Source organism: Sphingomonas crusticola (assembly GCF_003391115.1).
GTDB classification, from domain to species: Bacteria; Pseudomonadota; Alphaproteobacteria; order Sphingomonadales; family Sphingomonadaceae; genus Sphingomonas_I; species Sphingomonas_I crusticola.
Map to the genome: position 1 here is coordinate 3,340,089 of NZ_QTJP01000001.1, position 25,984 is coordinate 3,366,072.

Consider the following 25,984-nt stretch of genomic DNA (forward strand, 5'->3'; position numbering starts at 1 on the left):
AGGGGGCCTGATCCCGGATGTCGCCCCTATTACAGGTTAATGACGAACTTTTCCTATTTTGCCCCGATCGCTAAGGCGCAGACATGATTGATGACATCGAACACGGCAGCAATCTCGCCCCCCGCTGGGACGCAGCCGGGCTGATCACCGCCGTCGTTACCGACCGCAACAGCGGTGAGCTGCTCATGGTCGCGCACATGAACGCCGACGCCCTGAAGCATACGATCGACAGCGGCGAGGCCTGGTTCTGGTCGCGTTCGCGCGGCGCCCTGTGGAAGAAGGGTGAGACCTCGGGCAATGTGATGCGTGTGGCGGAGCTGCGCATCGATTGCGATCAGGACGCAGTCTGGCTGAAAGTGGAGCCGGCGGGCCCCGCCTGCCACACCGGCGAGCGCAGCTGCTTCTACCGTCGGATCGACGGCGGGGCATTGGTGGGTGAAAGCTGAAACCGCGGCACAAAAACGCCGCAATGCGATGAGAGCTTGGCGTCAGGCTGGTGGGAGAGATCGATGGCAATATTGGCCTATCTTCTGGCAGCGGTCTTGGATCCCACCTCTGTGGTTACGGGCGAAGCCACCGTTCCACCGCATACCTACCTTCATCCGCCGATCGAATGCGACAGCCGCGCGCCGACCGACGAGATCGTCGTGTGCGGTACCAGGGATGCCGACGAGCGTTATCGGCTTCGCCCGATCGATGAGGGGCGATATCGGGACGATCCGATCGTGGCCGAGACCAAATTTCTTGGCGGCAAGCTCAAGGCGCATGTCGATGAAGGGGCGTTCGGCAGCACGCGGGCGATGATTACCTTCGCCATCCCCTTTTAAGGCTTGGTTGCGCGCTTCCGCGCCCATCCCTATCTTCTCTGCAAACAAGGGAGCACGCTGAATGACCACTTTCGAAGATCGCGAACGTGCCTTCGAATCGAAGTTCGCACGCGATGAGGAGATGGCGTTCCGCGTCACCGCACGCCGCAACCGGCTGGTCGGCACCTGGGCGGCTGGTTTGATGGGGCTCACTCCTGAAGAGACCGATGCCTATGCCAAGGCGGTAGTACAGGCCGATTTCGAGGAAGCGGGCGATGAGGATGTCATCCGCAAGCTCGTCGGCGATCTGCTCTCGGCCAATGTCGAGATGGATGAAAGCCGCGTCCGTAGCGCGCTCCATGACGCCACGATCGAGGCGCGCCGCCAGCTGATCGGGGTCGAGCGCTGATATGGCGATGGCGGCCGAAGACATTGAAACGATGATCCGCACGGCGATTCCCGATGCGCATGTGGAGATCACCGACCTTGCCGGCGACGGCGATCATTATGCCGCACGGGTCGTGTCCGAAAGCTTTCGTGGCCAGTCGCGCGTTGCCCAGCAGCGTCGCGTTTACGAGGCGCTCGGTGGCAATATGGGCGGCGCACTCCATGCCCTTCAGCTCACAACCGCAATCCCTTCATAGAGTATCTTGCCATGACCGATGATCCGCGCTCCCGTATCGATACCGCCGTCAAAGGCAGCGATGTCGTCCTGTTCATGAAAGGCACGCCGCTCTTTCCGCAATGCGGCTTTTCCAGCCGGGCGATCGCCATCCTCGAGCATCTCGGGGTCGGTTATACGACCGTCGACGTGCTGCAGGATCAGGGCATCCGCCAGGGCATCAAGGAATATTCCGACTGGCCGACGATCCCGCAGCTTTATGTGAAGGGGGAGTTCATCGGCGGATCGGACATCATGATGGAGATGTACGAAAGCGGTGAGCTCGGCCAGCTGATGCAGGAGCAGGGCGTCTCCGCCGCGCAGTGAGCGCCGGTGGCGTGACTGCTATCCCCGTGACCTTGGAGCCGTTGGTGCGCCGCCTTCTGGCGCCCAATCCGTCGCCATTCACCTATACCGGGACCGAGACCTACATCGTCGGGCGCGGCGAGGTGGCGGTGATCGATCCCGGCCCGGACCTGCCGGAGCATATCGAAGCGATCCGCGCCGCCACCGCAGGCGAGCGGATCATCACCATATTGTGCACCCATACGCATCGCGACCACAGCCCGGCGACCCGCCCGCTCCAGGCGCTGACCGGGGCGCCGATCATCGGCTGCGCGCCGCTGACGATGGACGATGACGGGCCGCGCGCCGACGCTGCCTTCGATGCCGACTATCGGCCGGATCGGGTGCTCGGCGATGGCGAGAGCGTGACCGGCTCGGGCTGGACGCTGCAGGCGGTGGCGACGCCGGGTCACACCTCCAACCATCTCTGTTTCGCGCTGCCGGAAAGCGGCGCGCTCTTTTCGGGCGATCATATCATGGGCTGGTCGACCACCGTCGTGTCGCCGCCCGACGGCGACATGGCCGATTATATGGCAAGCCTCGACAAGCTGATCCGGCGCGACGACCGCATCTATTATCCGGCGCATGGCGATCCCGTGCGCGAGCCGCAGCGCTTCGTGCGTGCTATCGCGGCGCACCGCCGCCAGCGCGAACGCCAGATCCTCGACCTGCTCGAGCAGGAAGCGCAGCCGATCCCGCTGATGGTGCAAAGCATGTATCGCGGCATCGATCCGCGTCTGCACGGCGCGGCCGGCCGTTCCGTGTTGGCGCATCTGATCGATCTGGAGGCGCGGGACCGGGTGTGGCGTGACGGCGATAATTGGGCGATCGCGGCATGATCCGGCCGATTGCCAAGTTCGTCGGCGCGCTGCTGCTGATCGTGCTGGTCGCCTTGAGCATCATCTTGGCACTCGGCTGGAAGCTCAAGAAGGAGCTCAATCCCGATCCGGTGACGGTCGCGGCGGCGAGCTTGCAGGCTGTGCGCCAGCAGGCCGTGCTGGTGCCGTTCGCCGCGCGCTTCGTGGCCGTCGTCACGTCCGAGCAGCATCGCTTCGGTTTATCGGCCAAGCAGACTTTGATCATGCCGGGCATGGTGCGTTACGAGCTCGACCTTGCGGCGCTCCAGCAGCGCGATCTGGCATGGGACGCGGCCAGCCGCACGCTCACGGTGACTTTGCCGCCGCTCAAAGTGTCCGCGCCCGACGTCGATCTGCAGCGTATCCAGACCTATGGAGAGGGCGGTGTGCTGATGGCCCTCACGGACATCGGCACGCGGCTCGATGCTGCCAACAAGTCCGCCGGGCAGGCGGAGCTGGTGCGGCAGGCGCGCGACGCGCTGCCGATGCGCCTGGCGCGGGACGCGGCTCGCAACGCGATCCAGCGCAGCTTCGCGATGCCGCTCAAGGCAGCCGGCATCGACGCGACCGTCACCGCGCGATTCCGGGACGAGCGATAGCCGATCTCCCAACCGTTCGAGCTTGTCGAAGCACTGTCTTTCATTAAGCTAGAGAAGAGCGGCCCTGCGACCGGCTCAGCGCGAACGGAAGAGCGAGGCGCCTGGACCTTCGCTACCGTGCCGGCAGGTCTACGAATGTCAGCGAAGCCGCGCGGATCTGAGGGACGATCAGACGGTTACGCTTTGCATCGTAGCCGATCGCCGCCGGCACTTCGATATCCTTGGCGGCTTGCGTGATCGGGCCATTGTCAGGCGCGACATGATAGACGGTGTGACCGTCCTGGCTCGCCACGAGCAGACCGCCGTCCGCCAGCGGAATGATCCCATCGATGCGGCCGGTGGGGAGACTGCGTTCGCGCAGGATGCGGCCCGCGGCATTACGGAACACCAGATTCACCCCGCGGCCGCCGTGCACGATCGTACCGTCCGCCATTACCGCGATGCCGTTCACTTTCTCGAGCGCATCGTCGCGCGCAACCCATTCGATCACTTTGCCCTTGGGCGAGACGCGGAAGAGTGCGCCGGGCTGATCGGGCTTGCCGGAATCGGTGACGTAGATCGTACCGTCGCCGGTGACGGCGAGATCGTTCAGTCGCTGCGCGCCCGGAACGGAAATGGCGGAAATGGCCGCACCGCTGCGCCGGTCGTAAACCCTGATCGTCGCGACGTCGCGACATAGACTTTGTCGCCGGCGACGAAGAGGCCGAGCGGATCGGCCAGCCCGCTGACGCCGCCGTCGATCCATTTGAGTTGCTCGACCGCGCCGTCCGGCGAGACGATCGAGACGAAGCCCGGCTCGGCGCCGTTGAGATCGGAAACGATGTAGCGGTCGGCGGACGTATCGTAGCGCACGCATTCAGAGCCGACCAAGCCGACATTGGCTATCACGCGCGGCGCGGTCTGGGCGGTCGCCGCGCCGGCGCCAAGCAAGACCGTCAGCGGAAATATCGCGCGCATCATCTCCTCCATCCGCGGCGTGCCGCCGTCCGGCAGATTAGCGGTAGAATGATCGCCGCGGTCAAGCGCCTGCGATATGCTCCACGAAGTCCGCCAGATAAGTCCGCAGCCGCGCGCGGGTGGCCGCATCGGTGAGATTCCCCGCTTGGTCGAACAGACCGCCGGCACCCGTAACCACGAGCCGCCCTCCGCTCCAATGGTTCGCCCCCAGCGTGCGCAATACCGGCAGCCATGCAGTCTGGCTCAACAATGTCCCGAACCGACCCGGCGACGTGCCGATCACTCCCACCGGCTTGGCGCCGAAGATGCGAGGTATATCGTCGGCGGGACGGCTCATCCAGTCGATCGCATTCTTGAACACGCCGGGAATGCCATTGTTATATTCCGGCGTGACAAGCAGCAGGGCCTCGGCGGCCGCGGCGCGTTCCTTGAGCGCGGCGACTGCCGCGGGAATGCCCTGCGCCTCTACGTCTCCATCGTAGAGCGGGATATCCGCGATGGAGCCGAGCTCCAGTCGTGCCCCCTCTGGCATCGCCTCGGCCGCCGCCCGCAGCAATCCCCTGTTGAAGCTGTGACGGCGCAGGCTGCCGGAGAGCCCCAATATGGTAATCACTGCGCGCGTATCACCTTTACCAAGGGAGCGGGCGTCTGCCCGGTGGGAAGCGCGCTCCCGGTCGACAATCGGCCTCCCGCGTCGTCCCAGCGCAACAGCGCTGGTTTTCCGCCATCTTTGCGGTAGGCATTGCTCACGCCATCATCGTCATAGAGCATGAAGCTGGCATCGCGGCCGGGAAAAATGCGGATCTCCGACAATGCTTGTTTTGTCGCCGTATTCTGGATCGGCGCACCTAGCGGCACGATCGATCCGGCACGGACGAACAAGGGTATGCGCTCGATCGGCGCCGCAGCCTCGATCCATTGGCCGCCGCCGATCTTGCGGTTGGTCCACCAATCGTACCAGTCGCTGCCGGCGGGCAGATAGACCTTTCGGCTGACGGCACCCTGCTCGGTCACAGGCGCGACCAGGAAAGCCGGCCCGAACATATATTCGTCACCGATCGTCGCCACGGCGGGATCGTCGGGGAAGTCCATGAACAGGGCGCGCATGAACGGCGCGCCGCTCTGGTAAGTGTTGTATCCCAGCGAATAGAGATAGGGCATCAACTGGTAACGCAGTCGCAGAAAGTCGGCGAGGATCGGCTCGGCCGCCTTGCCATATTCCCAGATCGCCGTGCCAGGACGCTGGCCGTGAATGCGTAACGTCGGCGTGAACGTATTGAGCTGGAACCAGCGCACGAACAACTCGGGATAGTCCGCATAGGACGGCGCCATCGCGGTCGCGCCCGCCGGATCGACCAGCGGGGCGTGGGCCGCCTTCGGCCCGTTCGGCCATTGCCAGCCGCCGGTGTCGCTGCTGGTATAGGCGATGCCGCTGGCCGCCATTCCCAGATTGGCGGGCACCTGGCGCTTGAGCGCCTCCCATGTCGCCTGCACGTCCGATGTCCAGAAGATCGCCCCGCTGGCCTGCGCGCCGAGATAGGCCGCGCGGGCGAGGATCAGGTTGCGGAATTGGGGGCGATCGCGCGCCGATCCTTCGGCGACACCGCCGGTATGCACGAGCGGGAAGACATTGTGGTAGCGGTCGCCCGAGCCGATCGAATAGAGATAGCCGTCGGGCACCAGATCGGGCTCGGTCTCGTCCAGCCAGAACCAGTCGAAGCCCTGCGAAGCGATATTGTCGCGGATCTTGTCCCAGAACCAGGCGCGTGCCGCGGGATTGGTACTGTCGAGCAGCGCCCCGGCGCGGTCGGATCGCACCGCCAGCCCATCCACCGGCTTGCCGTCCTTGTCCTTGAGCAGCCAGCCCTTCGCCGCCAGCAGGTTGAAGTAACGGCTCTCTTTCTCGAAGCGCGGCCACACCGAGATGATGCTGTGCATGCCCCAATCGTGGAGCTGGCGGTTCATGCCGGCCGGATCAGGAAAGAAGGTTCGATCGATGTCGAGCTGCCCCATCCGTGTCCAGTAGAACCAGTCGAGCACCATCACGTCCAATGGATAGCCGCGGTCGCGATAACCCTTGGCGATGCCCAGCAATTCGGCCTGGCTCTCGTAACGCGCCTTGGACTGGATCAGGCCGAACGCCGCCTTGGGGGGCAGGGGGGTAATGCCGGTAAGCAGCCGATAGCCCCGGTAGAGATCGTCGCTGTTGGCACCGGTGACGACGAAGAAGGAAACCCGCTCGCCGACATTGGACTGAAAATGCGTGCTGTTGTTCATGCCCGCCGAGACCGTCGTCGCCGAGGGATTGTCCCACACGATCATGTAGTTGTGGGAGCTCACCAGCACCGGCACGCACACCTGCTCCCCGGCGGGCGCGTCATAATAATGGCGGCAGTCGATCGTGCGGCCCTTCAGGTCGAGCGTACCTTCCTGATTTTGGCCGAGCCCGTAGAAATGCTCGTCCGGCGTGATTGAGAAGCTCGCGCCAACCTTGAACGTCTTTTCCCCGGCGACCTCCTGCGGCGCCATCTCCCACCCGTTCATGGCCACGATCGCGCGGCCATCGGCGCCTTTGATCGTCACGGAAACAGGAGGCAGTGACGGCGCGAAATAACGCTCCATCTGGCTGGGCGCCTTGGGCCAGGGCTGAGCATTGACCGTCACGCTCATTGCGCTTGAGGCGAAAGTGTCGCCCGCCTGGCTCTCGCCGTGGCTCCACCCGCTGGCGTCGCTCTTGGCGCTGACGCCATAGCCGGGCGCGGCATCGGCCAGATCGCGGTCGAGCGCGATCGTCACGCGGACGATGTTGGCGGCATAAGGCTCCACCGCGACCACGCTGCCATGGCGTTCGACAGTCGCCAGCGGTGCGGCCAACGCGCTTCCCGCGAGCAGCAGCGTCGAGGCCGCCGTCATCATCCCTGCAATGCGCATCCGATCCTCCCCGTTTTTTCACCCCGTAATACGTGGCGATGGCTTTGATCCACCTATTTCACATACGAATTGTATTTTCATCAATGATCGATGCTGATCACCTTCGACAAAGGGCTTCGGCTTTCCTATCTGGGGTCTATGAACGCTCTTACTCAAAGCCTTGCCGGACTGGACCTGCGCGCGGAGATTGATCGCCTGCGCAAGGAAAAGAATGCGGTCATCCTGGCCCATTATTATCAGGTGCCGGAGATTCAGGATCTGGCCGATTTCGTCGGCGACAGCCTGGATCTGTCGCGCAAGGCGGCGGAGACCAGCGCGGACGTGATCGCTTTTTGCGGCGTGCGCTTCATGGCTGAAGTTGCCAAGATCCTGTCGCCGCAGAAGACGGTGGTGCTGCCCGACATGGCAGCCGGCTGCAGCCTCGAAGATTCCTGCCCTCCGGAGCAGTTCGCCCGCTTCCGCGCGGCACATCCCGATCATATCGCGCTGACCTACATAAATTGCTCAGCCGCGGTGAAGGCGCATTCCGACATCATCGTCACCTCCTCGTCTGCCGAGAAGATATTGTCCCAGATCCCAATGGATCAGAAGATCATCTTCGCACCTGACAAGAATCTCGGCGCCTATTTCAACCGCATTACCGGCCGCGACATGCTGTTGTGGCCGGGAGCCTGTATTGTCCACGAGGCATTCAGCGAAACCGAGCTGCTGAAGCTCAAGGCGCAATATCCAGGGGCGCCGGTGGCCGCCCATCCCGAATGCCCGGCCTACATCCTCGACCATGCCGATCAGGTCGGTTCGACGCGCGCAATCCTTGACTTTGCCTTATCCTCGCCGGCGCAGACGATCATCGTCGCAACCGAGCCGCATATCATCCACCAGATGGAAAAGGCGGCGCCGCACAAGACCTTCATCGGTGCGCCCGGCGCCGACGGCAACTGCAACTGCAACATGTGCCCGTACATGGCGATGAACTCGATCGAGAAGCTCTACCTCGCGCTGCGCGATCTCAGCCCTCGGATCGAGATGGACGAGGCCACCCGCCTCGCCGCCAAGCGCCCGCTCGACCGCATGCTCGAAATGGCCAGTGCCACGGTCGGCAAAGGCGATCTGGGGCAGCATCCGCCGTCGGGAGACTAGGGCACTCTATTTTCGTCATTGCGGGGCGCGGTACACGCCCCGGCGGTTCGCTCCGCTCGCAAGGACGATCGGGACAGGAAAGCCTCGCGTCCCGAGCTTTTATTGCGCCGCCGTGCCTGGATCGGGCTCGGCCTGTGTCGAAAGTATCTCCGGGTCGCTCGCCAGCTTATGCAGATAGGCATGGCGCTCTTCGCTGCCGACCTTCAGTTTTTCGAGCCGCTTGCGCTGCGCGTCGGTCAGGTGGAAGCGGTGATAGCCATGGTCGATCAGGCATTTGGCGACCAGCGAGCCCTGCAGGTCCTTGATCTCCTGGAAACCCTCTTCAGGATGGACGCTGTGCACGATCTGCTGGACGGTGGTGTAATTGCCGATCGCATCCTGGGCGGCCTGGGCCGACGAGACGCCGGGCAGGGGCGTCGCGCTGGACGCGCCCAGCGTCGCATCGATCCGGCGGGTCCCCTCCACGAAGCTTTGGGCGGCCTTGGTATCGGACACGTCGGTGTAATAAGCGCGCATGCCGCAGCCGATCGCCTCGGCGCGGTAGGTCGCGAGCGAGACGCGGGGCTTGCCCCACGATAAAGCCGGGGCAGGTGCGGCCGCGGCGACCCCCGGGAGAGCAATGGCAATCGCGATGATGGTCAAACGCATCGTTCGTCTCCATCGTAAGAAGCCGACACTTTACCCCCGCTACGGCCACCTTACAAATGCCCCCGACATGATGGAGCTGCCATGAGTTTCGAACTGGACGGCTTCGACCGCGATGCCTTCATTGCGTCCACCCTGGCCGAGGATCTGGGCGAGGCGGGGGACATAACTTCGCAGGCGGTAATCCCGGCCGATGCCCGCTTTACCGGCACCATGGCGAGCCGCGACGCGATCGTCGTCGCTGGAATGGGCCTGGCAGCCGCCTTTTTCATGCGCCTCGATCCCACGGCGCAAATTCAGATACTGACCGAGGATGGCGCTTCGGTGCCGGCCGGCACTGCGCTGTTGCGGGTCCAGGGTAAGGCGCGCGCCTTGCTCACCGCCGAACGCTCAGCACTCAATACGATCCAGCATCTCTCAGGCATCGCAACGCTCACGCGTACCTATGTCGATGCGATTGCCGGCACCGGCGCGATCTTGCTCGACACGCGCAAGACCATCCCCGGCCTGCGCCGGCTCGAGAAATATGCGACGCTTATGGGGGGCGCCCGCAACCATCGTATGGGGCTGTGGGACGCGGCGATGATCAAGGACAACCATGTCGCGGTCGCCGGCGGTATCGGCGAGGCCGTAAGGCGCGCGGTTCGGGCCGGTATTGAGCGCGTCATCGTCGAGGTCGACCGGATTGATCAGATCCGCCCCGCGCTCGATGCGGGCGCGACCTGGCTGCTGCTCGACAATATGGACCCCGCCACTTTGCGCGAAGCCGTGGCGACCGTCGACGGCCGGGTGCCCACGGAGGCGTCGGGCGGCGTCCGGCTCGATACGATCCGGGCAATCGCCGAAACCGGCGTGACCTATATTTCGGTCGGTCGCCTGACCCAGTCCGCACCCGCCGCCGACATCGGCCTGGATTTCGCTTCGCTATGATGGGTCTGTTCGCCCTTGCCGTCGCCTACGCCGCAACCGGCTGGGCGTTACCCGCACATATTCCCGTGCCGCACGCTGAAGGCGCCAGCGCGGATCAGCCGCGCCGGATCGAACCGATCGGCAGCTACACGCTCGCGCTCATCTGGACACCCGAACATTGCTATCATCCCGTGCCCGGGGCGGAGAGCTTCCAGTGCGGGATTGAGAAGGGCAGTGGTTTCGTGCTGCACGGCCTGTGGCCCGACGGGCTGGGTAAAAGCTGGCCGCAATGGTGCGCCGATGCTGCCATCCTCCCGCCCAGCACGATCGCGGCCCATTTCCGGGCGACCCCTTCGGCCCAGCTTATGCAGCACGAATGGGCCAAGCACGGCACCTGCATGGGCATAACCTCCGATGCCTATTTCAGGCGGTCCAACCGGCTATTCCATCGCCTCCGCACCCCGGACATGGCGGCGCTCGGTCGCACGGCCGTCTCCGCCGGCACCTTGGCGTCGGCCTTTGCCGCCGCCAATCCGGGGATGCGACCGGACACGGTAAATCTGAACCTCGATCGCGACGGCTGGCTGCGGGAGGTGTGGCTGTGCCTCGATACCCGCTTCAGACCGGAAAAATGCGCGACGCCGATCGCGGCCGATCGGCCGGTCCGCATACGTTTGCCTCGTTAGCGGGCCTCGATCGTCACCGTCGCCGGATGATGTTTGTCGAGATGGCGGCGGATGATCTTCAGATTTCGGCTGTTCGATCGGAAGAAAAAGTCGGGAATCGCGCCCAGCCAAGGGATCGCGCCGAGCACGGCATCGACGCCGACATTGCCGAACATGCGCGCCATCTGCCATTTCGACATGCCGAGATTGCGTGCCTCCCACACCATCCACGAGCCTAGCACCGCGCCCACGAAACCGCCGGCAAACGGCAGGGCGTCGAGAATAACGTCGAGCCCGACCGGGCGATTAATGCCGGGAATGACGAACATACGCTCGAGCAGATGCTCCATCGCCTCCACCCGTTTGCGCACCGATTGCGGGTCGCGCCCGAAGCCCGGAAGCCGGTCGGCGAGCGCTTGATAATGTCGTGTGGTGTTGGCCATGGACCATGATCGCGCGAACGGCATTGTTGGTTCCGCTCAGCGGCGCCCGCGCAACTGATCGAGCGGATGCACCGCTAGGCTGTTGGCGGTGAACAGGTCGAGCGACGGCGCCACCAGCGACCAGCGGATCGGCGTCGCGATCGGGATATAAGGCGGGTTGATCAAGGCCAGCCGATCGTGCGGATCGCATCCTGCGCTCAGCGCACAGGCGAGTGTTGCCAGCGTGCCGGGCGGCGCTACGCGATCGACAAGCATGAGGTCGGCGGCCGCGCCCGGCGCGACAGCTTCTGCTGTAACGCCGACTTTTCGCCAATCGTCGGCGAGCAAGGCGAATAGCAGGCGGGCCCCGGGCCCGGCCGGCATCGCCACGCGGACCTGTCGCGCCGTTCCCGCCAGCAGGGCCCGCGCCGTGGCGCGCCGCTGCTCGAGATCCGGCTCGATCGTCGAACCTGCGACGGTCGTCGCCTTGGCCTGTCCGGGGGCGGCAAATGTGATGACGATGCGGTCGCGATCGATCGACAGCGACAGCGCATTGCGGAGCGCCGGATCGAGCTTGCTGTTGCGGATCGCCAGCCCGAACAGCCCGCTCGCCGGATCGAACCGCAATGCGTCGCGCCGCGGCTGCGCGACGCGTGCGACCGCCAAGTCCGCGAAGGTCCCGCCGAGCACCGCCAGCCCCTCATTCGCCTGGAAGCGCGCCACCGCGCGGCCGACGCGTTCGGTCCGCAGGCGCACCGCCGGTGGCGCTTCCTCGCCTGCGCGCGCGCCCAGCAATATCTGCGCATTGCTTGTAGCGGTTGGATGCAAGGCCGTGGGGCTGCCCACCGCGAGCTGGGGACGCGCGAGCAGCGGCAGCAGATCGGGCTGGGGCACGGACAGGCGCATTTCCACCACTTTTGTCGTGACGGCGGTTACGCTTTCCACTGGCGCCAGCGCGGCGAAATCGGGATTGCGCGCTTGGCGGCGCAGCCCGGCACGGAGCCGGCGAACGATCGTCGCGGCGGTGAGCCCCGCCTGATCGTCGATGCGAAAGATATAATCCACGCCGTCATCGAGGATCGCCCAGCGTGCGGCGGCGCCGGGAATGACCTGGCCCTCGCGATCGAGCCGGACCAGTCCGCCGCTGGTGGCCGTCAGAAGCGCAGCCGCCGGGGTCGGTTCGGTCCACCGCTCGCCGATCACGCTCACGTCGAGCGGTCCATCGCCCGCCCGTCCCTGACACGCCGTCAGCAGCAACGTCGCGCTCAGCAGAGTAAGAAGGTATGGCCGCATCTGGAAGAGCTTACCCGGCACATGCCTGAAGCAACAGAGGCGCGTCCGCCACACTGCGCTCCCCTGTAGCCGGTAGGGAGCCTAAGACGACATCGCAGAAACCGCCGAGCAATGACGAGGCTACCGGGGCCGAAGGTCAGCTCGGATGCGCTTGCGGAGCATCCAGTCCGGCATCGCCGTCCTTCTCGCTGAAGATATTGCCACGCGCCGCCGTGCCATCGGCCGAGTTGCCGCCCGAATTCTGCCGCTCGATATCGCCCGACGGATCGGCGCCCTCGTCATTCGCCATCTCGACCGGTGGCTGGTTCTCGTCGCCCGCCGCGCCCGGTTTGCTATCGTCGCCCATGCTAACCTCCTGATCGTGTCTGTGCGGAACGCATGGAGTGGGCGAACGGCACGAGGAATAAACAGATCAGATCGTCACGCGCTTCCTCGCAATATCCAGGCAGCAGCCGCGGCGCGAGCGCCGTCCCTGCCTGCCGCGAGGTCGGCGGCCGACCGTTGCACGTGGACGTCGGGTGCCAGGCCGGTATCCGGCGGGTTTCCCTCCGGGAAATAGCCAATGAGCGGCAAGTCGAATTCGATGCCGCTGGCCGGGAGCTGCACGAAGAAGAAGCACCCGCCGTTGATGCCGCGCTGATTACCACCCGTTCGTTCGCCGAACAGCCGGACCAGCCGGCTGCGCTTGGCTTTCTGCGCGAACTGGAAGGTGGCCGAGCTGTTGACGGGTCCGATCAATGCCGCGACCGGAAGCGTGATCCGGGGTGCGACCGGGGCGATCACTTCCTCCGCATGATCCCCCGTCAACCGGAGAAATCCGTTTCCGATGGGCTGCGCCCCTACACCGAGCGTGCGGAAGCTCTTGTCCCAGGTATGCAGATAAGGGTTCAGCGCGGCCGGCGTGCGAACGAAGCGGACGCGGCGTTCGGCTCCGGGATCGAGGATGGGCTTCTCCGCAAGGCGCGCCAGCAGGGCATCGCCACAATCTTCCCCGCCTTCATTCTGGCGAATATCGACGATCAATCCCTTGGCGCCATGCAGGCTGTCGAGACGCTCCGAGAGCCATTGCCGCCAGTCCCATTTGCTTTCGTACAAGGCCCAGCTGGGCATGGTGAGCGTTGCGATGCCGTCATCCTGCATCGTCCAGCTCCAGGCCGGTTTTTCGCCGGAATAGTCTCGCGCCGTCATTTGCGCCTGTCGGGCGGCAAGCCCGATGGCGGGGACTTGCGTGGCGTGGATCGTGCCTTGGGGCCGGCGCAGAACAAGCCGATGGGTCTCATTGGGCGGTACACCGTAAATCAGCCCGTGAAAGACATCGAAAAATTCGATGCGGTCGCTGCCGGTCACCCCGAGCAACGCAACCCTTTTGGCGTCGTTATGTCCGTCCGCGCGTGCATAGGGCAGCAGCGTCGCGAGCATCTCGGCGGCGCGCACGCCGTTGACGGTCAACACCTCGCTTCCCGGAGCAAGACCGACCCCGTCGGGATCGGCGACCACAATCATGCGGCCTTCAATCCAATCGAAATGGAAAGGCAGCCGACTGTTGCGGTCGAACAAGGCGGCCGCGACATCGTCGCTCTGGTTGTAGAAATTGCAATAGGTATGACCGCAGCGAATGGTGGCGAGAAATCTTGAGAGCGTCAGATATCGCTGCTCAATCGTCGCGGCGGCAACATAATCACGCTCAAGCCGGGCAATGCGTCTGTCGATCTGCGACGGCGTGGCATAGCGATAGAGACCGGGATGCAATCGCAGCGCCTCCCGCAATATAGCTATGTCCCCGCGATAGTCCGCGTTGGTGGCGCTAATGGCAGGGAAGGCGGTCCACGCACCGATTGCGGCAAGAGCTTGGCGTCTGTTCATGGGCGGCAGGTGGCAAGAAACCGCCCGCTTGCGCGCCTCATTTCGACAAATACAGCTTCATTTATGAAGTGAGACGCGACGATACGCGCTCGGGCTCATGCCGAAGCTCGCTTGAAAAGCGCGATTGAAGCTCGCCTTGGAGGCGAAGCCAGCTTCGAATGCCAGGTCGAGTACGTCCCGTCTGTCCCCGGCCGAGAGCGCCGCGGCCACGGCTTCGCTACGAAGCTGGTTGATGAATGTCGAAAAGCCGATGCCCAGCCCCTCGTTCAGCGCGCGGGACAGATAGCTGGTATTTGTGCCAAGCTTTCGTGCGAGCAGCGCGGAACTCAATTCCGGATCGGCTGCCCATCCTTGCTGTCTCACGATTGCCGCCCATCTTGTGCCAAGCTCCTCCCAATCGCGCGTGGCCGTCGGCAGCGGATCGGCTTCCACCAGCCGCGGAAACGGCAGCGTAGCGTGGCGCCACCCCTCGATAGCCAGATAGAGAGCGAATGCTGCGATCGCGACATATAGTCCCATGAGTCGGCGATATCCCAAGGGTGCGACCGCATCCCAGATCGCATAACCTGACCAGATCGGAAGCAGGAGCAGGTTGGCGCCGATTATCCGGGTCAACCATCGCAGGGCATATCGCGCATCGTCGCTGCGCACGTCGGCCATTCGACTGCGGTAACGGCGTATCGCGCGCAGGCTGGCGATGCCGTAGACTATGAGCCCGACAGTCGTGGCGACGCCGGCAGCGGCGCCATAAGGCAGCAACGCGATATCCGCCCATTGGCTCTTCAATCCCATCGGGAGAAGAAATCCGGACAATAGAAAAAGAAATTGAACCGCGGCCGGCGCGAGATGCCACCATGAGCGGGGCGGCCATTCCCCATCGACCAAGCCCTTCACGTAGAGCCATAGGAGGGGCGCTACCGCGAGCGTGATCGAGAAGGGCGCGAAGGTGAGCCAATGCCAGTGATCGTAAAAGCCGGCGAAGCCGATCGCCCAAGGTGTAACGATTCCGGCCAGGGTCAGTAGCAGGAACGAAAGCGTCCGGTTGGCGACGCGATTGGCGATCGGCCGGCTTAGGGCGGCCGCGATCAGCAAAAGCTGAATGATCGCCACCGTGAGCGTCGCCGTGCGCCAGCCGAAGACCAGATCGTTCATATCGCAATTGTTGCAGCCCCATCATGATCATCACAACTCTCATTTTGGGGGGGCGGCGTGCCCGGCGGCAGCTTCGACGCGTCGCATCGGACGGGGAGCAAGTGTGCTCGGTTGTCGTTAAGACGGCTCGCGGCTGGTAAGGGAGCGGGATGTCGGTATCGAAGTGGCGCGGCCAGCAGATGATGCTCGTCGCGATAGTCATTCTGATCGCAGTCGGCGTCGCCGTCGCGCTGACCGGATTTGGTGAGACCAGCCCAAAGCCAGACCTGTCGCGGGGCGATCCCGGCAGCGCGACGACACTTGCATTCGCTCCACCGCCCGAGGTGCCGCCCACGATCTTCGCGCCCGAGACGCCGGATGAGGCGCGCGCGTCCAACGCCGCCGTACCTTTGGTCACGGCGACACCGACCGCGTCGGTACCCTTCCGCTATAAAGGATCACCCGAGGATCTCGCCGCGGCGCAAGCCTGCCTCGCGGCGGCGGTGCTCTACGAAGCCGGGGACGATCCTCCGGGCGAGCGCGCCGTGGCCCAGGTCGTGCTCAACCGGCTGCGCCATCCTGCCTTTCCCAAGACCGTCTGCGGTGTGATCTTCCAGGGCTCGGAGCGTAAGACGGGCTGCCAGTTCACCTTCACCTGCGACGGCTCGCTCGCCCGTCCGCTCTCGGCCGAGGCGCTCGCACGCGCCCGCGAGATCGCGGAGGCCGCCTTGTCGGGCTTCGTCTACAAGCCGGTCGGCACCGCTACTCATTATCACACCGACTGGGTCGTGCCTTATTGGCGCTCCAGCCTTGAAAAGATCGCGATCGTCCACACCCAGATCTTCTATCGGTGGCCGGGGATATGGGGATCGCGCCACCGGCTTACCGGCCAGGTTCAGCCCGGCGAGCGGCCCGATGCCCGTCTTCCCGGCCTCGCCGAGCTTGCCCCGGCCGGCGATCCGCCAATGGTCGCGTCCGATGCGGCGCTGCCACTGCCGCCGGCGCTGACCATAGCAGGGCTGAGTGCCGACGCGTTGAACGGCAATATCGTCCGCCTCAAGGACGAGGAGGCAGCGCAATATGTGCTGCAGCTCGACCCGTCTGCCCACCCCAACAGCTACGCGATGGTCGGCTTGAGGATTTGCGGCGCGAAAACGGAATGCACGATTTTCGGCTGGACCAGCGCAGCAGACATTCCGCGCAGCCTGCCGATCCTGCCCTTGGCGATGCGCTCGGTCGCATTCGTCTTTCGCAAGAGCGCCGTGCTCGGCCTCGCCCGGGCCAGCTGGGACTGCACCCGGTTTCCGCGCCCGCCCGCGCAATGCCTGCGCTGATGCCGGGCGCGGCTAGGCGATTTCTCGAACTGACGACCCGCGTGCGGCCTGTTTGAAAGTGGTGCGGACGGCGGGACTTGAACCCGCACTCCCTAACGGGAAAAGGATTTTAAGTCCTCTGCGTCTACCATTTCGCCACGTCCGCACAGGGGACGCTTAGCCGGAGCAGAGGCTGGAACGCCAGAGCCGAAGCTCAGACGTTGAGCCGGTGGCGCATTTCCTTGCCGGGCTTGAAATAGGGAACGCGTTTGGGCTGGACGTCGACTGCCTCGCCGGTGCGGGGGTTGCGGCCGATCCGGCCGTCGCGCGCACGCGTGGTGAAGGTGCCGAAGCCGCGCAGTTCGATCCGGCCGCCCTCGGCCAGCCGCTTGGAGATCGCGTCGAACACGCAGGCGACGATCTGTTCGACCTCGTTCGGCGAAAGCCCGGGCTGATCCTTGTGCACTAGGGCGATGAGTTCGGACCTGATCACTGGACTTGCCCCTTACTGGTGCCGCGGACGAGTGCTTCCTGCCCCCCAAGAAGCCGCACCCTGCGCCTGATCCCCTTATGCAATCAAACTAAACGTAGATCAATCTTTTCAAATGATTGCAAGACGGGCCGGAGTTTCCCCCGGCCCGCCCCTGACTGCAACCTTTTACGCCTCGTCGCGTGCCTTCAGCGCCGCGCCGAGAATGTCGCCCAGCGACGCGCCCGAATCGGACGAGCCATATTGCGCAACCGCCTGCTTCTCTTCGGCGAGCTGCATCGCCTTGACCGAGAAGGTCGGCTTCTTCGAACGATCGAAGCCGGTCACCATCGCATCGAGCTTCTGGCCGGGCTGGAAGCGCTCCGGACGCTGCTCGTCGCGATCGCGGCCGAGATCGGCGCGCTTGATGAAGCCCAGCGGACCATCGTCGCCGACCTGCACGTCGAGGCCGCCGTCGCCCGAGGCCATGACGGTGACCGTGACGATCGCGCCCTTGTTGACGCCGCCGCTGCTGCTGGCACCGGCACCTGCGCCCGCGCCCGAAGTCGGGGCGGTGGACGCGCCGGCACGCTCGAGCTGCTTGATGCCGAGGCTGATCCGCTCCTTCTCGGGATCGATGTCGAGGACCTGCGCCTTGACGGTCTCACCCTTGTGGTGAAGCGCCAGAGCTTCCTCGCCCGAAACGCCCCAGGCGATGTCGGACATGTGAACCATGCCGTCGATCTCGCCGTCCAGGCCGATGAACAGGCCGAACTCGGTCGCGTTCTTGACTTCACCCTCGACGGTCGAGCCGACCGGGTGGGCTTCGGAGAACTTCTCCCAAGGATTGGCCTGAGCCTGCTTGAGACCGAGCGAGATGCGACGCTTCTCTTCGTCGACCTCGAGGATGATGACATCCACTTCCTGGGAGGTGGAGACGATCTTGCCGGGGTGGACGTTCTTCTTGGTCCAGCTCATTTCGCTGACATGGACCAGGCCTTCGATGCCCGGCTCCAGCTCGACGAACGCGCCATATTCGGTGATGTTGGTGACGCGGCCGGTGAACTTGCCGCCGATCGGATATTTGGCGGCGGCGCCTTCCCACGGATCGCTCTCGAGCTGCTTCATGCCGAGGCTGATGCGCTGCGTGTCGCGATTGATGCGGATGATCTGCACCTTGACCGTGTCACCGATGTTGATGACTTCGGACGGGTGATTGACGCGCTTGTAGCTGATGTCCGTGACATGCAGCAGGCCATCGATGCCGCCGAGATCGACGAACGCACCATAATCGGTGATGTTCTTGACCACGCCATCGACGATCTGGCCCTCGGCCAGGCTCTGGATGAGGCCGGTGCGCTGCTCGGCGCGGGTCTCTTCCAGCACGGCGCGGCGCGACACGACGATATTGCCGCGGCGGCGATCCATCTTCAGCACCTGGAACGGCTGCGGGATGTCCATCAGCGGGCCGACGTCGCGGACCGGGCGGATATCGACCTGCGAACCGGGCAGGAAGGCGACGGCACCGTTCAGGTCGACCGTGAAGCCGCCCTTGACGCGGCCGAAGATCACGCCGTCGACGCGATTGCCGGCGGCGAATTCATGCTCGAGCGTATCCCATGCGGCTTCGCGGCGTGCGCGGTCGCGCGACAGCATCGCTTCGCCATGGCTATTCTCTACCCGGTCGACATAAACCTCGACCTCGTCACCCACGTTCAATTCGGCCTTCTGGCCGGGGGCGGGGGCGAATTCACGAAGCGGAACGCGGCCCTCGGACTTCAGTCCCACGTCGATGACGACCATGTCGTTCTCGATCGCGGTGACGGTGCCCTTGACGACCCGTCCTTCGAAGCCTTGGTTCTCGCCGCCGAGCGTCTCGTTCAGCAGCGCCGCGAAATCGTCGCGGGTGGGAAATGCCGTAGTGGCCATAAAGATAGATATTCCTTCAGTCTGTTTCCGGCCGTCCGGTTGTCTCCGGAGGTCTTCAGCCGAACCGCCGCCCGAGCCTCATGCGCGAACGGCATCCGTCAAATGAAGCGTGCGGAGGAAAGCTCGGCGCAATATGCGAAAAGGGCGCGTCAAAGCATGGGCGTTGCCCAGGCTTAGCGCGCCATCCTCCGCGAGCATCGCCCGCTGGATGGATCATCCATAGCCGAAAGGCGGGCTTCCGGCAAGCGGGGAGGGCTGCCTCCCATACCCTCCGGGAAACATCCACCCCGCTCATGCTGAGGAGGCATCGCGTAGCTGCGTCAGCAGCGTATCGAGGGCCCGTATCGCAGGACTGGCTCGGGAGCGTGCTTCGATACGAGCCCTCGATACGGCGCTGATGCGCCTGCTCGGTCTCTACGCAGCATGAGCGGAGATAGGGAAGCCGCCTTATTTCCCGCGCGGCTTGGGCGGGCGCCCGTCGCGGTTGCCGCCAGGTCTCGCCCCCGGACGCTGGCCGGGCCGTCCCTGCGGCGGGCGGGCACCGCCTGGTGCCTGCGGCCGTGGGCCACCCGGACCTTGCGGGCGCGGACCACCGCCAGCCGGCGGGCGCGGCCGAACCGGCGGCGGCGCGGGCCGGCCGGGCGAGACGCTATAGCCCTCCTTGAGCAGGCGATTGAACGCCTGCCGGACGGATTCGCCGATGCTCGTCTGCAATTCCTTGGGGAGATCCGCAAAGCTGGTGTTCGGCCCGATCGCCTGCACGTCGCGCAGCATCGCGTTGGGCACGCCCTTGGACGCCGTGCGCAGCGCGCCGACGGCGTCGATCAAGGACGCGAAGATTATCTCCTGCATCAGGTCGGTGGCGGATTTGGTCATGGGGTCCACGAATGCTGGAGGATTGCCTCCTTTAGGGCGGAGACGGCGACGGGCCAATGGCAAAGTCCGGCGACCGTCTACGGTTTCATAGCGGAATAGCCGATCCGCCTTCATGGAGCGGAAGCACATCCGCCGCAGCTCGCGCAGGATGTGCCGCACTCCCTTCCCGCGAACGAGCTATGCGCGCCGCGCATGGTCCAGCCACGCACGGTCCCGGGCCCGTTTCGCGTCCGCTCATCCCGCAAACGGCAATCAGCCCGGCTATATATAATATAAATCATTGCGGTCCGGCTCGGCCCTATTTACCATCGCCTCATTACCAGCCCGCGAAGATCGGGCGGACGAACAGGGAGAGAGAATATGAACTGGAAATCGCTGTTGCGCGTGTCGGCTTCGCCAATGGTTCTGCTGGCGGCCATGGCGCCATCGGCCGCGCGGGCCCAGGCCGCCAATCCGCCTCAGGAAGCCCCCAAGCCGGACGCCGCGACCGATCAGAGCATCAATCCGGCTGCGCCCGCGCCCGCCTCGCAGGCCAATGTCGCGGACGCGAACGGGGAGATCGTCGTCACCGGTTTGCGCCGCAGCCTCCAATCGGCGCAGGCGATCAAGCGGACGTCCGACGGCATCGTCGACGCTGTCGTCGCCGAGGATATCGGCAAGCTGCCGGATACTTTCGCCTCATCCGCGCTGCAGCGTATCCCTGGCGTGGGCGTGACGCGCGGCGGGGGCGAGTCGGCCGGCGTAACGGTGCGCGGTCTCCCCGATCTCACCACGACCTATAACGGGCGTCAGATTTTCACCGCGGAGGGCCGCTACGTCCAAATTCAGGACTTCCCGGCCGGCACGGTCGCCGCGCTGGAGGTCTACAAGTCGGGCACGGCCAACCAGATCGAAGGCGGCATCGCGGGCGAGGTGAACGTGCGCGGCCGCAGGCCGTTCGACTTCAGGGGCTTCGAAGTGTCGGGCTCGTTGAACGGCGTTTACTGGGACCAGTCGGACAAGAAATCGTGGAACGGCAATCTGCTTGTCAGCGATCGCTGGACGACGGGGATCGGCGAAATGGGCCTGCTGCTCAACGTCAGCTACGTGGGCATCAACTTCCTCGATTCCACCCGCGAACAGTCTTTGGTGATCGCCACGACGGACGCCAACAATGCGCCTACCGCGCAGCGGGGCCTGCGCTTCCCCGACGCCCAGGGCAACTTCCTGGGCTATGGCGACCGTTATCGCCCGTCGGCCAACGCCGCCTTCCAATGGAAACCGACGCCTGAGCTCGAAATCTATGCCGACGGGCTTTACCAGGGATTCCGTTCGAAAGATTATAACCGCTGGCTGTTCGTGCCGATCTTCGGCGGCATCACACTTTCGGACGTGACGACGATCCCGGGCACCAACCAGGTCTCCACCGCGACCGTGAGCGGCGCGGTCCGGCCGGAGGGCTATACCGGCTCGTTCAACGGCAAGACCGACACGTACCAGGCCGGCGGCGGCGCGGTCTGGACGCGGGACCGGCTGAAGATTTCAGCCGACATCGCCTATACCGACAGCCAATATACCGCCAATCTCGTCAACGTCGATTATGCCGCCGCGCGTTCGCCCGTGCGCAAGGTCGCGTTCGATGTTTCGGACGACGGCGGGCCGAGCCAGACCTTCGTCGACTTCGACCTCAAGGACCCCGCCAATTTCATCAGCCGTGGCCTCTATCAGGAGCTGTTGATCGTAAACGGCAAGGATTGGCAGTCGCGTGCCGACCTGACTTACGATTTCGGTACCGGCTTCCTGAAGCGGCTCGACTTCGGCGTCCGCTACGACGATCGTGACGCGGGCCGCGACTTCGGCAACTTCTACGTCAACAATGAAGGTGCCGGCATCCCGCTGACCACGCTTCCGGGAGCGGTCGTCAAGGCGACGCTTCCGGGCTTCGACTTCAACAATGCGCAGCCGAACCGCACCTATGCCGCGCTCACGCGCAACAGCATCCGCAATAACCTGGTCGCGCTGCGCAGCTTCTTCGGGACGCCCGCAGGTCTGCCTGCGTTCAACCCCACCGACAATTTCCGCGCCAATGAGAAATCCTACGCCGGCTATGCGCAGCTTAAATATGGCTTCGACCTGGGCGATACGGTCATCGATGGGCTCGTCGGCCTGCGCGCCGTCAAGACCAAGACGCGGATTTCCGGTTTCTCGCGGATCGACGCGGGCGGCGGCGTGATCACCAACCCGGCAATCACCGCCCGCAACGAATATACCGATTATCTGCCCAACGTCAGCGCGCGCGTGGCGTTCACCGACAAGCTGCAGCTGCGGCTCGCCTACACTCAGACGCGGACCCGGCCGAGCTTCTTCGATCTTCGGCCGAACCTGACGCTGGGCCAGCCGGTGATCCTCGCCCCCGGCGACCCCTGCCTCGTCAATGCGACCACGGCCGACTGCGTGGAACGCCTGCGCCGCGGCGGTTCGGCCGGCAACCCGGATCTGAGGCCGCTCACCTCGGACAATTACGATGTGAGCCTGGAATATTATTTCTCGCGGACGGGCTCGGTCACTGCGGCGATCTTCCGGCACAATGCCGACGGCTTCGTTGCGACGAACCCCGATCGCTCCGCCCCCGGCCTGCGCATCGATCGACCCTATAATCTCGGCAAGACCCGGTTGCAGGGCGCGGAGATGTCGTTCGTGAGCTTCCTCGACCTGGACGGGCTGCCCGAGTGGGCAAAGGGCTTCGGCATCCAGGCCAACGGCACCTACATCCAGTCCAAGGAAGATCTCAATCCGGGCTCCCGCCCCTTCAACGGCGTTTCGAAATGGGCCTACAACGTCATCGCGCTGTACGAGCGGCCGTCCTTCTCCGCGCGGCTCGCTTATAATTACCGCTCCAAATTCGTGACCGCCTACACGTTCGAAGCGCTCGACCCGTTCAACCACGGCATCACCGAGCGCGGCCGCGGGCAGCTCGACGGCTCGGTCACGGTTACGCCGGTCCCGAACATCACCGTCGCGTTCGACGTGGTGAACCTGCTCGGCAACCCGCTGCGGCGTTACCGTCCATACGACACCGGCGACATCTACGCGCGCCAGATCATCTACCTCGAGCGGACCTACTCGCTCGGCATACGGTTCCGCTTCTGACGCGCGGACATGATCGGCCGTCTCGCCCTCGTCGCCGCGCTCGTCCTCACCAACGCCGCCGCCACGCAACCCGTGGCGGCGCAGGCGGCGAGCGCGGCCGATCGCATCATCAACGACCCGCGCGTGCCTTCGCTCACGCCCTACGGCCTCAACCTCCAGCCGCAAATCCGCAGGGATGACGGCGTCCAGTTCGGCAAGGCGTTGCGCGTGCCGCTCTCCGGCCATGCCGATTTCTGGCGGGTTGGCGTGATCACGCCGACGCTGAAGCCGGTCAGGAAAGGGGACCGCATCGTCATCGCCTTCTGGGCGCGCGCGGTCGAAACGCAGGACGGCGCGCCGGGAAGGATCGGGCGCGTCCAGCTCGAGGCGACACCGGTCGTTCGCACGATTTTCGAGCAGCCGTTCGAACTCACCGGCGCGTGGAAGATGTATCAGCTCGCCGGCGCCGCCGACCGGGATTATGCGGCCGGCAGCCTCAATGCCGCGCTCCACCTCGACAGTGCCAGGCAAGTGTTGGAGATCGGCCCGGTCTTCATCCTCGATTACGGGCAGCCGGCCCCCTGAAGCGCCGTTTCGCCCTTGCCGGGATTTGGCTGGCGCTTGCCGGCGCGGCGGCGGCGCGCAATCCGCAATTTCAGGGCGCCGACCCGCAGGCATTGTTCATCGGTCGCGAACTGTGGATATTCCCGACCGGCGGGCCGGGCGGAAGCTGGGCGGCGGATCGCTTCGGTGCGTTCGCCTCCGCCGATCTCAAGACGTGGCACAGTCGCGGCGAAATCCTCCGCCGCGATCAGATACGCTGGATCGGCGAGGATGGCGCAGCGTCGCATTTCCTGTGGGCGCCCGGCATTGCGACGCGCGGCGGCAAATGGTTCCTCTACTTCTCGGTCGGGCCGCAAAATCCGACTCCCAGCCGGATCGGGGTCGCCGTCGCCGACCGCCCCGAGGGGCCGTATCGCGACAGCGGCCGCCCGCTGGTGACGGGCGGCAACGGCTTCGAGGCGATCGATCCGATGGTGTTCGTCGATCCGAAGACCGGCCGCGCCTATCTCTATGCGGGCGGCAGCGCGGGATCGACCTTGCGCGTGTGGGAGCTCGCGCCCGACATGATCCATCTCCTGCGCGAAATTACGGTACCGCAGCCGCCTTTGTTCACCGAAGGCTCGTTCATGCATGAGCGCGCCGGCCTCTATTATCTCTCCTACAGCCATGGCCAGTGGAACGGGCCGAGCTATTCGGTCCATTATGCGACGGCGCCGTCGCCGGTCGGGCCGTGGACCTATCGCGGCGCCATCCTGACCGGCGACGGTCGCCATCAAGGGCCCGGCCACCATAGTTTCGTGCAAACGCCCTCCGGCGAATGGCTGATCGTCTATCACCGCTGGGAGGGCGAGCATGGCCCGGGGCCGTTCCGGGGCGAGCGCAAGATCGCGATCGATCGCGTGCGCTACACGGCCGACGGGCTGATCGTACCGATCCGCATGACCGACGGCGACGCCGCGCCGACGCTGCCCAGGCGCTAGGCACGATGCGTCGCGGCCTTTTCGCATCGGACGGCATACGCCGGGGCGTCGCCTCGCTTTTCGCGGCGATGCTCCTGACCGTCACGACAATGGCCCATGGCGTGCCGCCCGGTGCGCCGGAAACGCCCTATATCGATCCGGCCAAGGCCTATCTGTTCGCGCACATGACCAAGGCGCATTACGGCATGCTCTATTATTCGGTCAGCCTCGACGGGCTGCACTGGCGGGCCTTGAACCACGGCCAGCCGGTCTCGACCGATTATCACGGCCATGCCTCCATCGCGCAAGGCGGCGACGGGCGTTATTATCTGGTCGGTAACAAGGGCGACGACGATCCGCTGATCCGCTTCTGGGTATCGGACGATCTGGTGCGCTGGCTGCCGTTCGCAACCTATCGGCCCGATTTGACGGACATTCCGGGACACCCCCACGCGCTGCAGCGGATCGGCGCCCCCAAGCTGTTCTTCGATAGGCGCTCGGCGCGCTTCCTGCTCACCTGGCACACGCCCAACGTGGCGGGATCCGACGCCGATCCCGAGGCCTATTGGGCCAGCCAGCGCACATTGTACGTCCTGTCGCCGGACCTGAAACGCTTCGACGGGGCGCCGCGCCGCCTGTTTCCCTGGAACATGGCGACGATCGATACGATCGTGCAGCCCAACGACGGCGCGCGCGGCTATTGCGCGATCGTCAAGGACGAGCGCTACCCGTCTTATGATTGGGTCACGGGCAAGACGATCCGGATGAGCTGCGCGCCGGCATTGACCGGGCCCTACCCGCCGCCGGGACCACCGCTCAGCCCCAACTTCCGCGAGGCGCCGACGCTGATCCGTTCGCCCGACGATCGCAGCTGGCTGCTCTATTACGAGCAATATGCCGGCACCAGCTACGGCCTGTCGACGGCGCCCCGGCTGGCCGGCCCATGGTATCAGGTGTCCGGCAATAGCGGCGTTCCGGCGTGGAACCGGTACGAGATGGTGCCCGGGGCGCGCCATGGTTCGATGCTGGCGATCAGCCGTCGCGAATATGACGTGCTGGTCAAGGTGTTCGGGGCCGACGGCGACTGAAGGAGAATTGGGTATTGTGTCCCCGGAATTGCCGGAATTGCCGGGGCAACGCGAGCTCGATTGGCCTTATTCCCGGTGAGCTTATCCCTGTGATACGGACTGGAGAAGATCGCCAGCCTGGCTGCTCTGCGAGATGTTGACATGCGCAAAACAACTAGTCCTACGGTTATCACAACCCTGTCAGATAATGCTCACTTAGTAAGAGGAGTGGCTGGCCGCTTAAACTTCCCATATCGCGAGGAAACCGTAGAGGGCGGATCGATGGTCAGGTTTTCATTTTTGCTATCTGACGACGATACGCGGCTTCTTGCCCTTCAGATTCCAAGTGAGGCCTACGCGTATACTGCGACGATCGGCGTAATTTGATGGCAGTTCCTAGCAAATCCGACTTTTAGCAATTCCCGGGACACAATACCTAATTCAAACTGGCGGGCGATGCTGCGCCACGGCCTGG

Annotated in this window: 28 protein-coding genes and 1 tRNA gene; 15 read left to right on the plus strand and 14 right to left on the minus strand. The window is 64.7% G+C overall.

Annotated elements, in window-relative coordinates:
* The first annotated feature begins 83 nt into the window (after nucleotides 1–83).
* The 7 genes from hisI (at nucleotide 84) to DX905_RS15750 (ending at nucleotide 3,268) form a co-directional block, all read left to right on the plus strand.
* Nucleotides 84–446 (plus strand): phosphoribosyl-AMP cyclohydrolase, encoded by a 363-nt coding sequence (gene hisI / locus DX905_RS15720; RefSeq protein ID WP_116092178.1) that lies wholly within the window; start codon nucleotides 84–86, stop codon nucleotides 444–446.
* Between the two features lie 63 nt (nucleotides 447–509).
* Nucleotides 510–827: a hypothetical protein gene (locus DX905_RS15725; protein ID WP_116092179.1), complete on the plus strand. Its 318-nt coding sequence runs from the start codon at nucleotides 510–512 to the stop codon at nucleotides 825–827.
* A gap of 61 nt (nucleotides 828–888) precedes the next feature.
* Nucleotides 889–1,215, plus strand: a complete 327-nt coding sequence (locus tag DX905_RS15730) for a DUF1476 domain-containing protein (protein ID WP_116092180.1) — start codon at nucleotides 889–891, stop codon at nucleotides 1,213–1,215.
* A gap of 1 nt (nucleotide 1,216) precedes the next feature.
* Nucleotides 1,217–1,450 carry a BolA/IbaG family iron-sulfur metabolism protein gene (locus DX905_RS15735; RefSeq protein ID WP_116092181.1) on the plus strand — a complete coding sequence of 78 codons (234 nt, stop codon included), beginning with the start codon at nucleotides 1,217–1,219 and terminating at the stop codon, nucleotides 1,448–1,450.
* An 11-nt stretch (nucleotides 1,451–1,461) separates the two neighbouring features.
* Nucleotides 1,462–1,794, plus strand: a complete 333-nt coding sequence (gene grxD, locus DX905_RS15740; RefSeq protein ID WP_116092182.1) for a Grx4 family monothiol glutaredoxin — start codon at nucleotides 1,462–1,464, stop codon at nucleotides 1,792–1,794.
* A gap of 44 nt (nucleotides 1,795–1,838) precedes the next feature.
* Complete coding sequence (locus tag DX905_RS15745) at nucleotides 1,839–2,651, plus strand: MBL fold metallo-hydrolase (protein ID WP_240320902.1); 813 nt, start codon at nucleotides 1,839–1,841, stop codon at nucleotides 2,649–2,651.
* The gene (locus DX905_RS15750; RefSeq protein WP_116092636.1) at nucleotides 2,648–3,268 is read left to right on the plus strand and encodes a DUF4230 domain-containing protein; all 621 of its coding nucleotides are present in this window, start codon (nucleotides 2,648–2,650) and stop codon (nucleotides 3,266–3,268) included. Before DX905_RS15745 ends, DX905_RS15750 begins: the two co-directional genes overlap by 4 nt.
* 112 nt (nucleotides 3,269–3,380) lie before the next feature.
* Here the strand turns inward: DX905_RS15750 and DX905_RS15755 are convergent, their stop codons facing one another.
* The 4 genes from DX905_RS15755 to DX905_RS15765 all read right to left on the minus strand — a co-directional run bounded on the left by DX905_RS15755 (nucleotide 3,381) and on the right by DX905_RS15765 (nucleotide 7,156).
* On the minus strand, nucleotides 3,381–3,926 hold the full coding sequence (locus DX905_RS15755; RefSeq protein ID WP_240320976.1) for an SMP-30/gluconolactonase/LRE family protein: 546 nt from the start codon (nucleotides 3,924–3,926) through the stop codon (nucleotides 3,381–3,383).
* A complete protein-coding gene (locus tag DX905_RS16340) occupies nucleotides 3,857–4,225 on the minus strand; it encodes a hypothetical protein (RefSeq protein WP_240320903.1) in 369 nt (122 codons plus the stop codon). Before DX905_RS16340 ends, DX905_RS15755 begins: the two co-directional genes overlap by 70 nt.
* Nucleotides 4,226–4,286: 61 nt before the next feature.
* Entirely contained in the window at nucleotides 4,287–4,838 is a 552-nt protein-coding gene (locus DX905_RS15760; RefSeq protein WP_116092185.1) for an NADPH-dependent FMN reductase, read from the minus strand.
* Complete coding sequence (locus DX905_RS15765; RefSeq protein WP_116092186.1) at nucleotides 4,835–7,156, minus strand: glycoside hydrolase family 31 protein; 2,322 nt, start codon at nucleotides 7,154–7,156, stop codon at nucleotides 4,835–4,837. Before DX905_RS15765 ends, DX905_RS15760 begins: the two co-directional genes overlap by 4 nt.
* Before the next feature lie 138 nt (nucleotides 7,157–7,294).
* On the opposite strand from DX905_RS15765, the gene nadA reads away from it, so the two are divergent.
* Nucleotides 7,295–8,296 (plus strand): quinolinate synthase NadA, encoded by a 1,002-nt coding sequence (nadA, locus tag DX905_RS15770; protein WP_162875674.1) that lies wholly within the window; start codon nucleotides 7,295–7,297, stop codon nucleotides 8,294–8,296.
* Between the two features lie 99 nt (nucleotides 8,297–8,395).
* Here the strand turns inward: nadA and DX905_RS15775 are convergent, their stop codons facing one another.
* The gene (locus tag DX905_RS15775) at nucleotides 8,396–8,944 is read right to left on the minus strand and encodes a hypothetical protein (protein WP_116092188.1); all 549 of its coding nucleotides are present in this window, start codon (nucleotides 8,942–8,944) and stop codon (nucleotides 8,396–8,398) included.
* A gap of 81 nt (nucleotides 8,945–9,025) precedes the next feature.
* On the opposite strand from DX905_RS15775, the gene nadC reads away from it, so the two are divergent.
* Both nadC and DX905_RS15785 read left to right on the plus strand, forming a co-directional pair.
* Complete coding sequence (gene nadC, locus DX905_RS15780; protein WP_116092189.1) at nucleotides 9,026–9,871, plus strand: carboxylating nicotinate-nucleotide diphosphorylase; 846 nt, start codon at nucleotides 9,026–9,028, stop codon at nucleotides 9,869–9,871.
* Nucleotides 9,868–10,536 (plus strand): ribonuclease T2 family protein, encoded by a 669-nt coding sequence (locus tag DX905_RS15785; protein WP_116092190.1) that lies wholly within the window; start codon nucleotides 9,868–9,870, stop codon nucleotides 10,534–10,536. Before nadC ends, DX905_RS15785 begins: the two co-directional genes overlap by 4 nt.
* Here the strand turns inward: DX905_RS15785 and DX905_RS15790 are convergent.
* The 5 genes from DX905_RS15790 to DX905_RS15810 all read right to left on the minus strand — a co-directional run bounded on the left by DX905_RS15790 (nucleotide 10,533) and on the right by DX905_RS15810 (nucleotide 15,245).
* Nucleotides 10,533–10,958, minus strand: a complete 426-nt coding sequence (locus tag DX905_RS15790; RefSeq protein ID WP_116092191.1) for a DUF4112 domain-containing protein — start codon at nucleotides 10,956–10,958, stop codon at nucleotides 10,533–10,535. The genes DX905_RS15785 and DX905_RS15790 overlap by 4 nt on opposite strands.
* Nucleotides 10,959–10,994: 36 nt before the next feature.
* The gene (locus DX905_RS15795) at nucleotides 10,995–12,230 is read right to left on the minus strand and encodes a periplasmic substrate-binding domain-containing protein (protein ID WP_116092192.1); all 1,236 of its coding nucleotides are present in this window, start codon (nucleotides 12,228–12,230) and stop codon (nucleotides 10,995–10,997) included.
* A 136-nt stretch (nucleotides 12,231–12,366) separates the two neighbouring features.
* Complete coding sequence (locus DX905_RS15800) at nucleotides 12,367–12,576, minus strand: hypothetical protein (protein ID WP_116092193.1); 210 nt, start codon at nucleotides 12,574–12,576, stop codon at nucleotides 12,367–12,369.
* A gap of 74 nt (nucleotides 12,577–12,650) precedes the next feature.
* Entirely contained in the window at nucleotides 12,651–14,093 is a 1,443-nt protein-coding gene (locus tag DX905_RS15805) for a S41 family peptidase (RefSeq protein WP_116092194.1), read from the minus strand.
* 57 nt (nucleotides 14,094–14,150) lie between these two features.
* Complete coding sequence (locus tag DX905_RS15810; protein WP_116092195.1) at nucleotides 14,151–15,245, minus strand: AraC family transcriptional regulator; 1,095 nt, start codon at nucleotides 15,243–15,245, stop codon at nucleotides 14,151–14,153.
* 149 nt (nucleotides 15,246–15,394) lie between these two features.
* Between DX905_RS15810 and DX905_RS15815 the strand changes: the two genes are divergently transcribed.
* Nucleotides 15,395–16,558: a cell wall hydrolase gene (locus DX905_RS15815; RefSeq protein WP_116092196.1), complete on the plus strand. Its 1,164-nt coding sequence runs from the start codon at nucleotides 15,395–15,397 to the stop codon at nucleotides 16,556–16,558.
* 59 nt (nucleotides 16,559–16,617) lie between these two features.
* Here the strand turns inward: DX905_RS15815 and DX905_RS15820 are convergent.
* From DX905_RS15820 to DX905_RS15835, 4 genes are all read right to left on the minus strand, one after another.
* A tRNA-Leu gene (locus tag DX905_RS15820) sits at nucleotides 16,618–16,703 on the minus strand.
* 48 nt (nucleotides 16,704–16,751) lie between these two features.
* Nucleotides 16,752–17,030, minus strand: coding sequence for an integration host factor subunit beta (locus tag DX905_RS15825; protein ID WP_116092197.1), 279 nt, complete (start codon nucleotides 17,028–17,030; stop codon nucleotides 16,752–16,754).
* Between the two features lie 165 nt (nucleotides 17,031–17,195).
* The gene (gene rpsA / locus DX905_RS15830; RefSeq protein ID WP_116092198.1) at nucleotides 17,196–18,935 is read right to left on the minus strand and encodes a 30S ribosomal protein S1; all 1,740 of its coding nucleotides are present in this window, start codon (nucleotides 18,933–18,935) and stop codon (nucleotides 17,196–17,198) included.
* Nucleotides 18,936–19,382: 447 nt separating this feature from the next.
* Complete coding sequence (locus DX905_RS15835) at nucleotides 19,383–19,811, minus strand: hypothetical protein (protein WP_116092199.1); 429 nt, start codon at nucleotides 19,809–19,811, stop codon at nucleotides 19,383–19,385.
* Nucleotides 19,812–20,171: 360 nt separating this feature from the next.
* Between DX905_RS15835 and DX905_RS15840 the strand changes: the two genes are divergently transcribed.
* The 4 genes from DX905_RS15840 (at nucleotide 20,172) to DX905_RS15855 (ending at nucleotide 25,530) form a co-directional block, all read left to right on the plus strand.
* On the plus strand, nucleotides 20,172–22,940 hold the full coding sequence (locus tag DX905_RS15840; protein WP_116092200.1) for a TonB-dependent receptor: 2,769 nt from the start codon (nucleotides 20,172–20,174) through the stop codon (nucleotides 22,938–22,940).
* Nucleotides 22,941–22,949: 9 nt separating this feature from the next.
* A complete protein-coding gene (locus DX905_RS15845) occupies nucleotides 22,950–23,504 on the plus strand; it encodes a hypothetical protein (protein ID WP_116092201.1) in 555 nt (184 codons plus the stop codon).
* Nucleotides 23,505–23,596: 92 nt separating this feature from the next.
* A complete protein-coding gene (locus DX905_RS15850) occupies nucleotides 23,597–24,463 on the plus strand; it encodes a family 43 glycosylhydrolase (RefSeq protein ID WP_240320904.1) in 867 nt (288 codons plus the stop codon).
* A gap of 68 nt (nucleotides 24,464–24,531) precedes the next feature.
* Nucleotides 24,532–25,530, plus strand: coding sequence for a glycoside hydrolase family protein (locus tag DX905_RS15855; protein ID WP_116092638.1), 999 nt, complete (start codon nucleotides 24,532–24,534; stop codon nucleotides 25,528–25,530).
* Nucleotides 25,531–25,984: the final 454 nt, after the last annotated feature.

What these genes read in the sequence shown, in the direction of transcription:
- rpsA (WP_116092198.1), bottom strand. Translation starts at nt 18,935, where the DNA reads ATGGCCACTACGGCATTTCCCACCCGCGACGATTTCGCGGCGCTGCTG.
- DX905_RS15765 (WP_116092186.1), bottom strand. Translation starts at nt 7,156, where the DNA reads ATGCGCATTGCAGGGATGATGACGGCGGCCTCGACGCTGCTGCTCGCG.
- DX905_RS15840 (WP_116092200.1), top strand. Translation starts at nt 20,172, where the DNA reads ATGAACTGGAAATCGCTGTTGCGCGTGTCGGCTTCGCCAATGGTTCTG.
- DX905_RS15775 (WP_116092188.1), bottom strand. Translation starts at nt 8,944, where the DNA reads ATGCGTTTGACCATCATCGCGATTGCCATTGCTCTCCCGGGGGTCGCC.
- DX905_RS15855 (WP_116092638.1), top strand. Translation starts at nt 24,532, where the DNA reads ATGCTCCTGACCGTCACGACAATGGCCCATGGCGTGCCGCCCGGTGCG.
- DX905_RS15805 (WP_116092194.1), bottom strand. Translation starts at nt 14,093, where the DNA reads ATGAACAGACGCCAAGCTCTTGCCGCAATCGGTGCGTGGACCGCCTTC.
- DX905_RS15725 (WP_116092179.1), top strand. Translation starts at nt 510, where the DNA reads ATGGCAATATTGGCCTATCTTCTGGCAGCGGTCTTGGATCCCACCTCT.
- DX905_RS15810 (WP_116092195.1), bottom strand. Translation starts at nt 15,245, where the DNA reads ATGAACGATCTGGTCTTCGGCTGGCGCACGGCGACGCTCACGGTGGCG.
- grxD (WP_116092182.1), top strand. Translation starts at nt 1,462, where the DNA reads ATGACCGATGATCCGCGCTCCCGTATCGATACCGCCGTCAAAGGCAGC.
- DX905_RS15800 (WP_116092193.1), bottom strand. Translation starts at nt 12,576, where the DNA reads ATGGGCGACGATAGCAAACCGGGCGCGGCGGGCGACGAGAACCAGCCA.
- DX905_RS15785 (WP_116092190.1), top strand. Translation starts at nt 9,868, where the DNA reads ATGATGGGTCTGTTCGCCCTTGCCGTCGCCTACGCCGCAACCGGCTGG.
- hisI (WP_116092178.1), top strand. Translation starts at nt 84, where the DNA reads ATGATTGATGACATCGAACACGGCAGCAATCTCGCCCCCCGCTGGGAC.
- DX905_RS15735 (WP_116092181.1), top strand. Translation starts at nt 1,217, where the DNA reads ATGGCGATGGCGGCCGAAGACATTGAAACGATGATCCGCACGGCGATT.
- nadA (WP_162875674.1), top strand. Translation starts at nt 7,295, where the DNA reads ATGAACGCTCTTACTCAAAGCCTTGCCGGACTGGACCTGCGCGCGGAG.
- DX905_RS15790 (WP_116092191.1), bottom strand. Translation starts at nt 10,958, where the DNA reads ATGGCCAACACCACACGACATTATCAAGCGCTCGCCGACCGGCTTCCG.
- DX905_RS15845 (WP_116092201.1), top strand. Translation starts at nt 22,950, where the DNA reads ATGATCGGCCGTCTCGCCCTCGTCGCCGCGCTCGTCCTCACCAACGCC.
- DX905_RS16340 (WP_240320903.1), bottom strand. Translation starts at nt 4,225, where the DNA reads ATGCGCGCGATATTTCCGCTGACGGTCTTGCTTGGCGCCGGCGCGGCG.
- DX905_RS15730 (WP_116092180.1), top strand. Translation starts at nt 889, where the DNA reads ATGACCACTTTCGAAGATCGCGAACGTGCCTTCGAATCGAAGTTCGCA.
- nadC (WP_116092189.1), top strand. Translation starts at nt 9,026, where the DNA reads ATGAGTTTCGAACTGGACGGCTTCGACCGCGATGCCTTCATTGCGTCC.
- DX905_RS15815 (WP_116092196.1), top strand. Translation starts at nt 15,395, where the DNA reads ATGTCGGTATCGAAGTGGCGCGGCCAGCAGATGATGCTCGTCGCGATA.
- DX905_RS15835 (WP_116092199.1), bottom strand. Translation starts at nt 19,811, where the DNA reads ATGACCAAATCCGCCACCGACCTGATGCAGGAGATAATCTTCGCGTCC.
- DX905_RS15750 (WP_116092636.1), top strand. Translation starts at nt 2,648, where the DNA reads ATGATCCGGCCGATTGCCAAGTTCGTCGGCGCGCTGCTGCTGATCGTG.
- DX905_RS15795 (WP_116092192.1), bottom strand. Translation starts at nt 12,230, where the DNA reads ATGCGGCCATACCTTCTTACTCTGCTGAGCGCGACGTTGCTGCTGACG.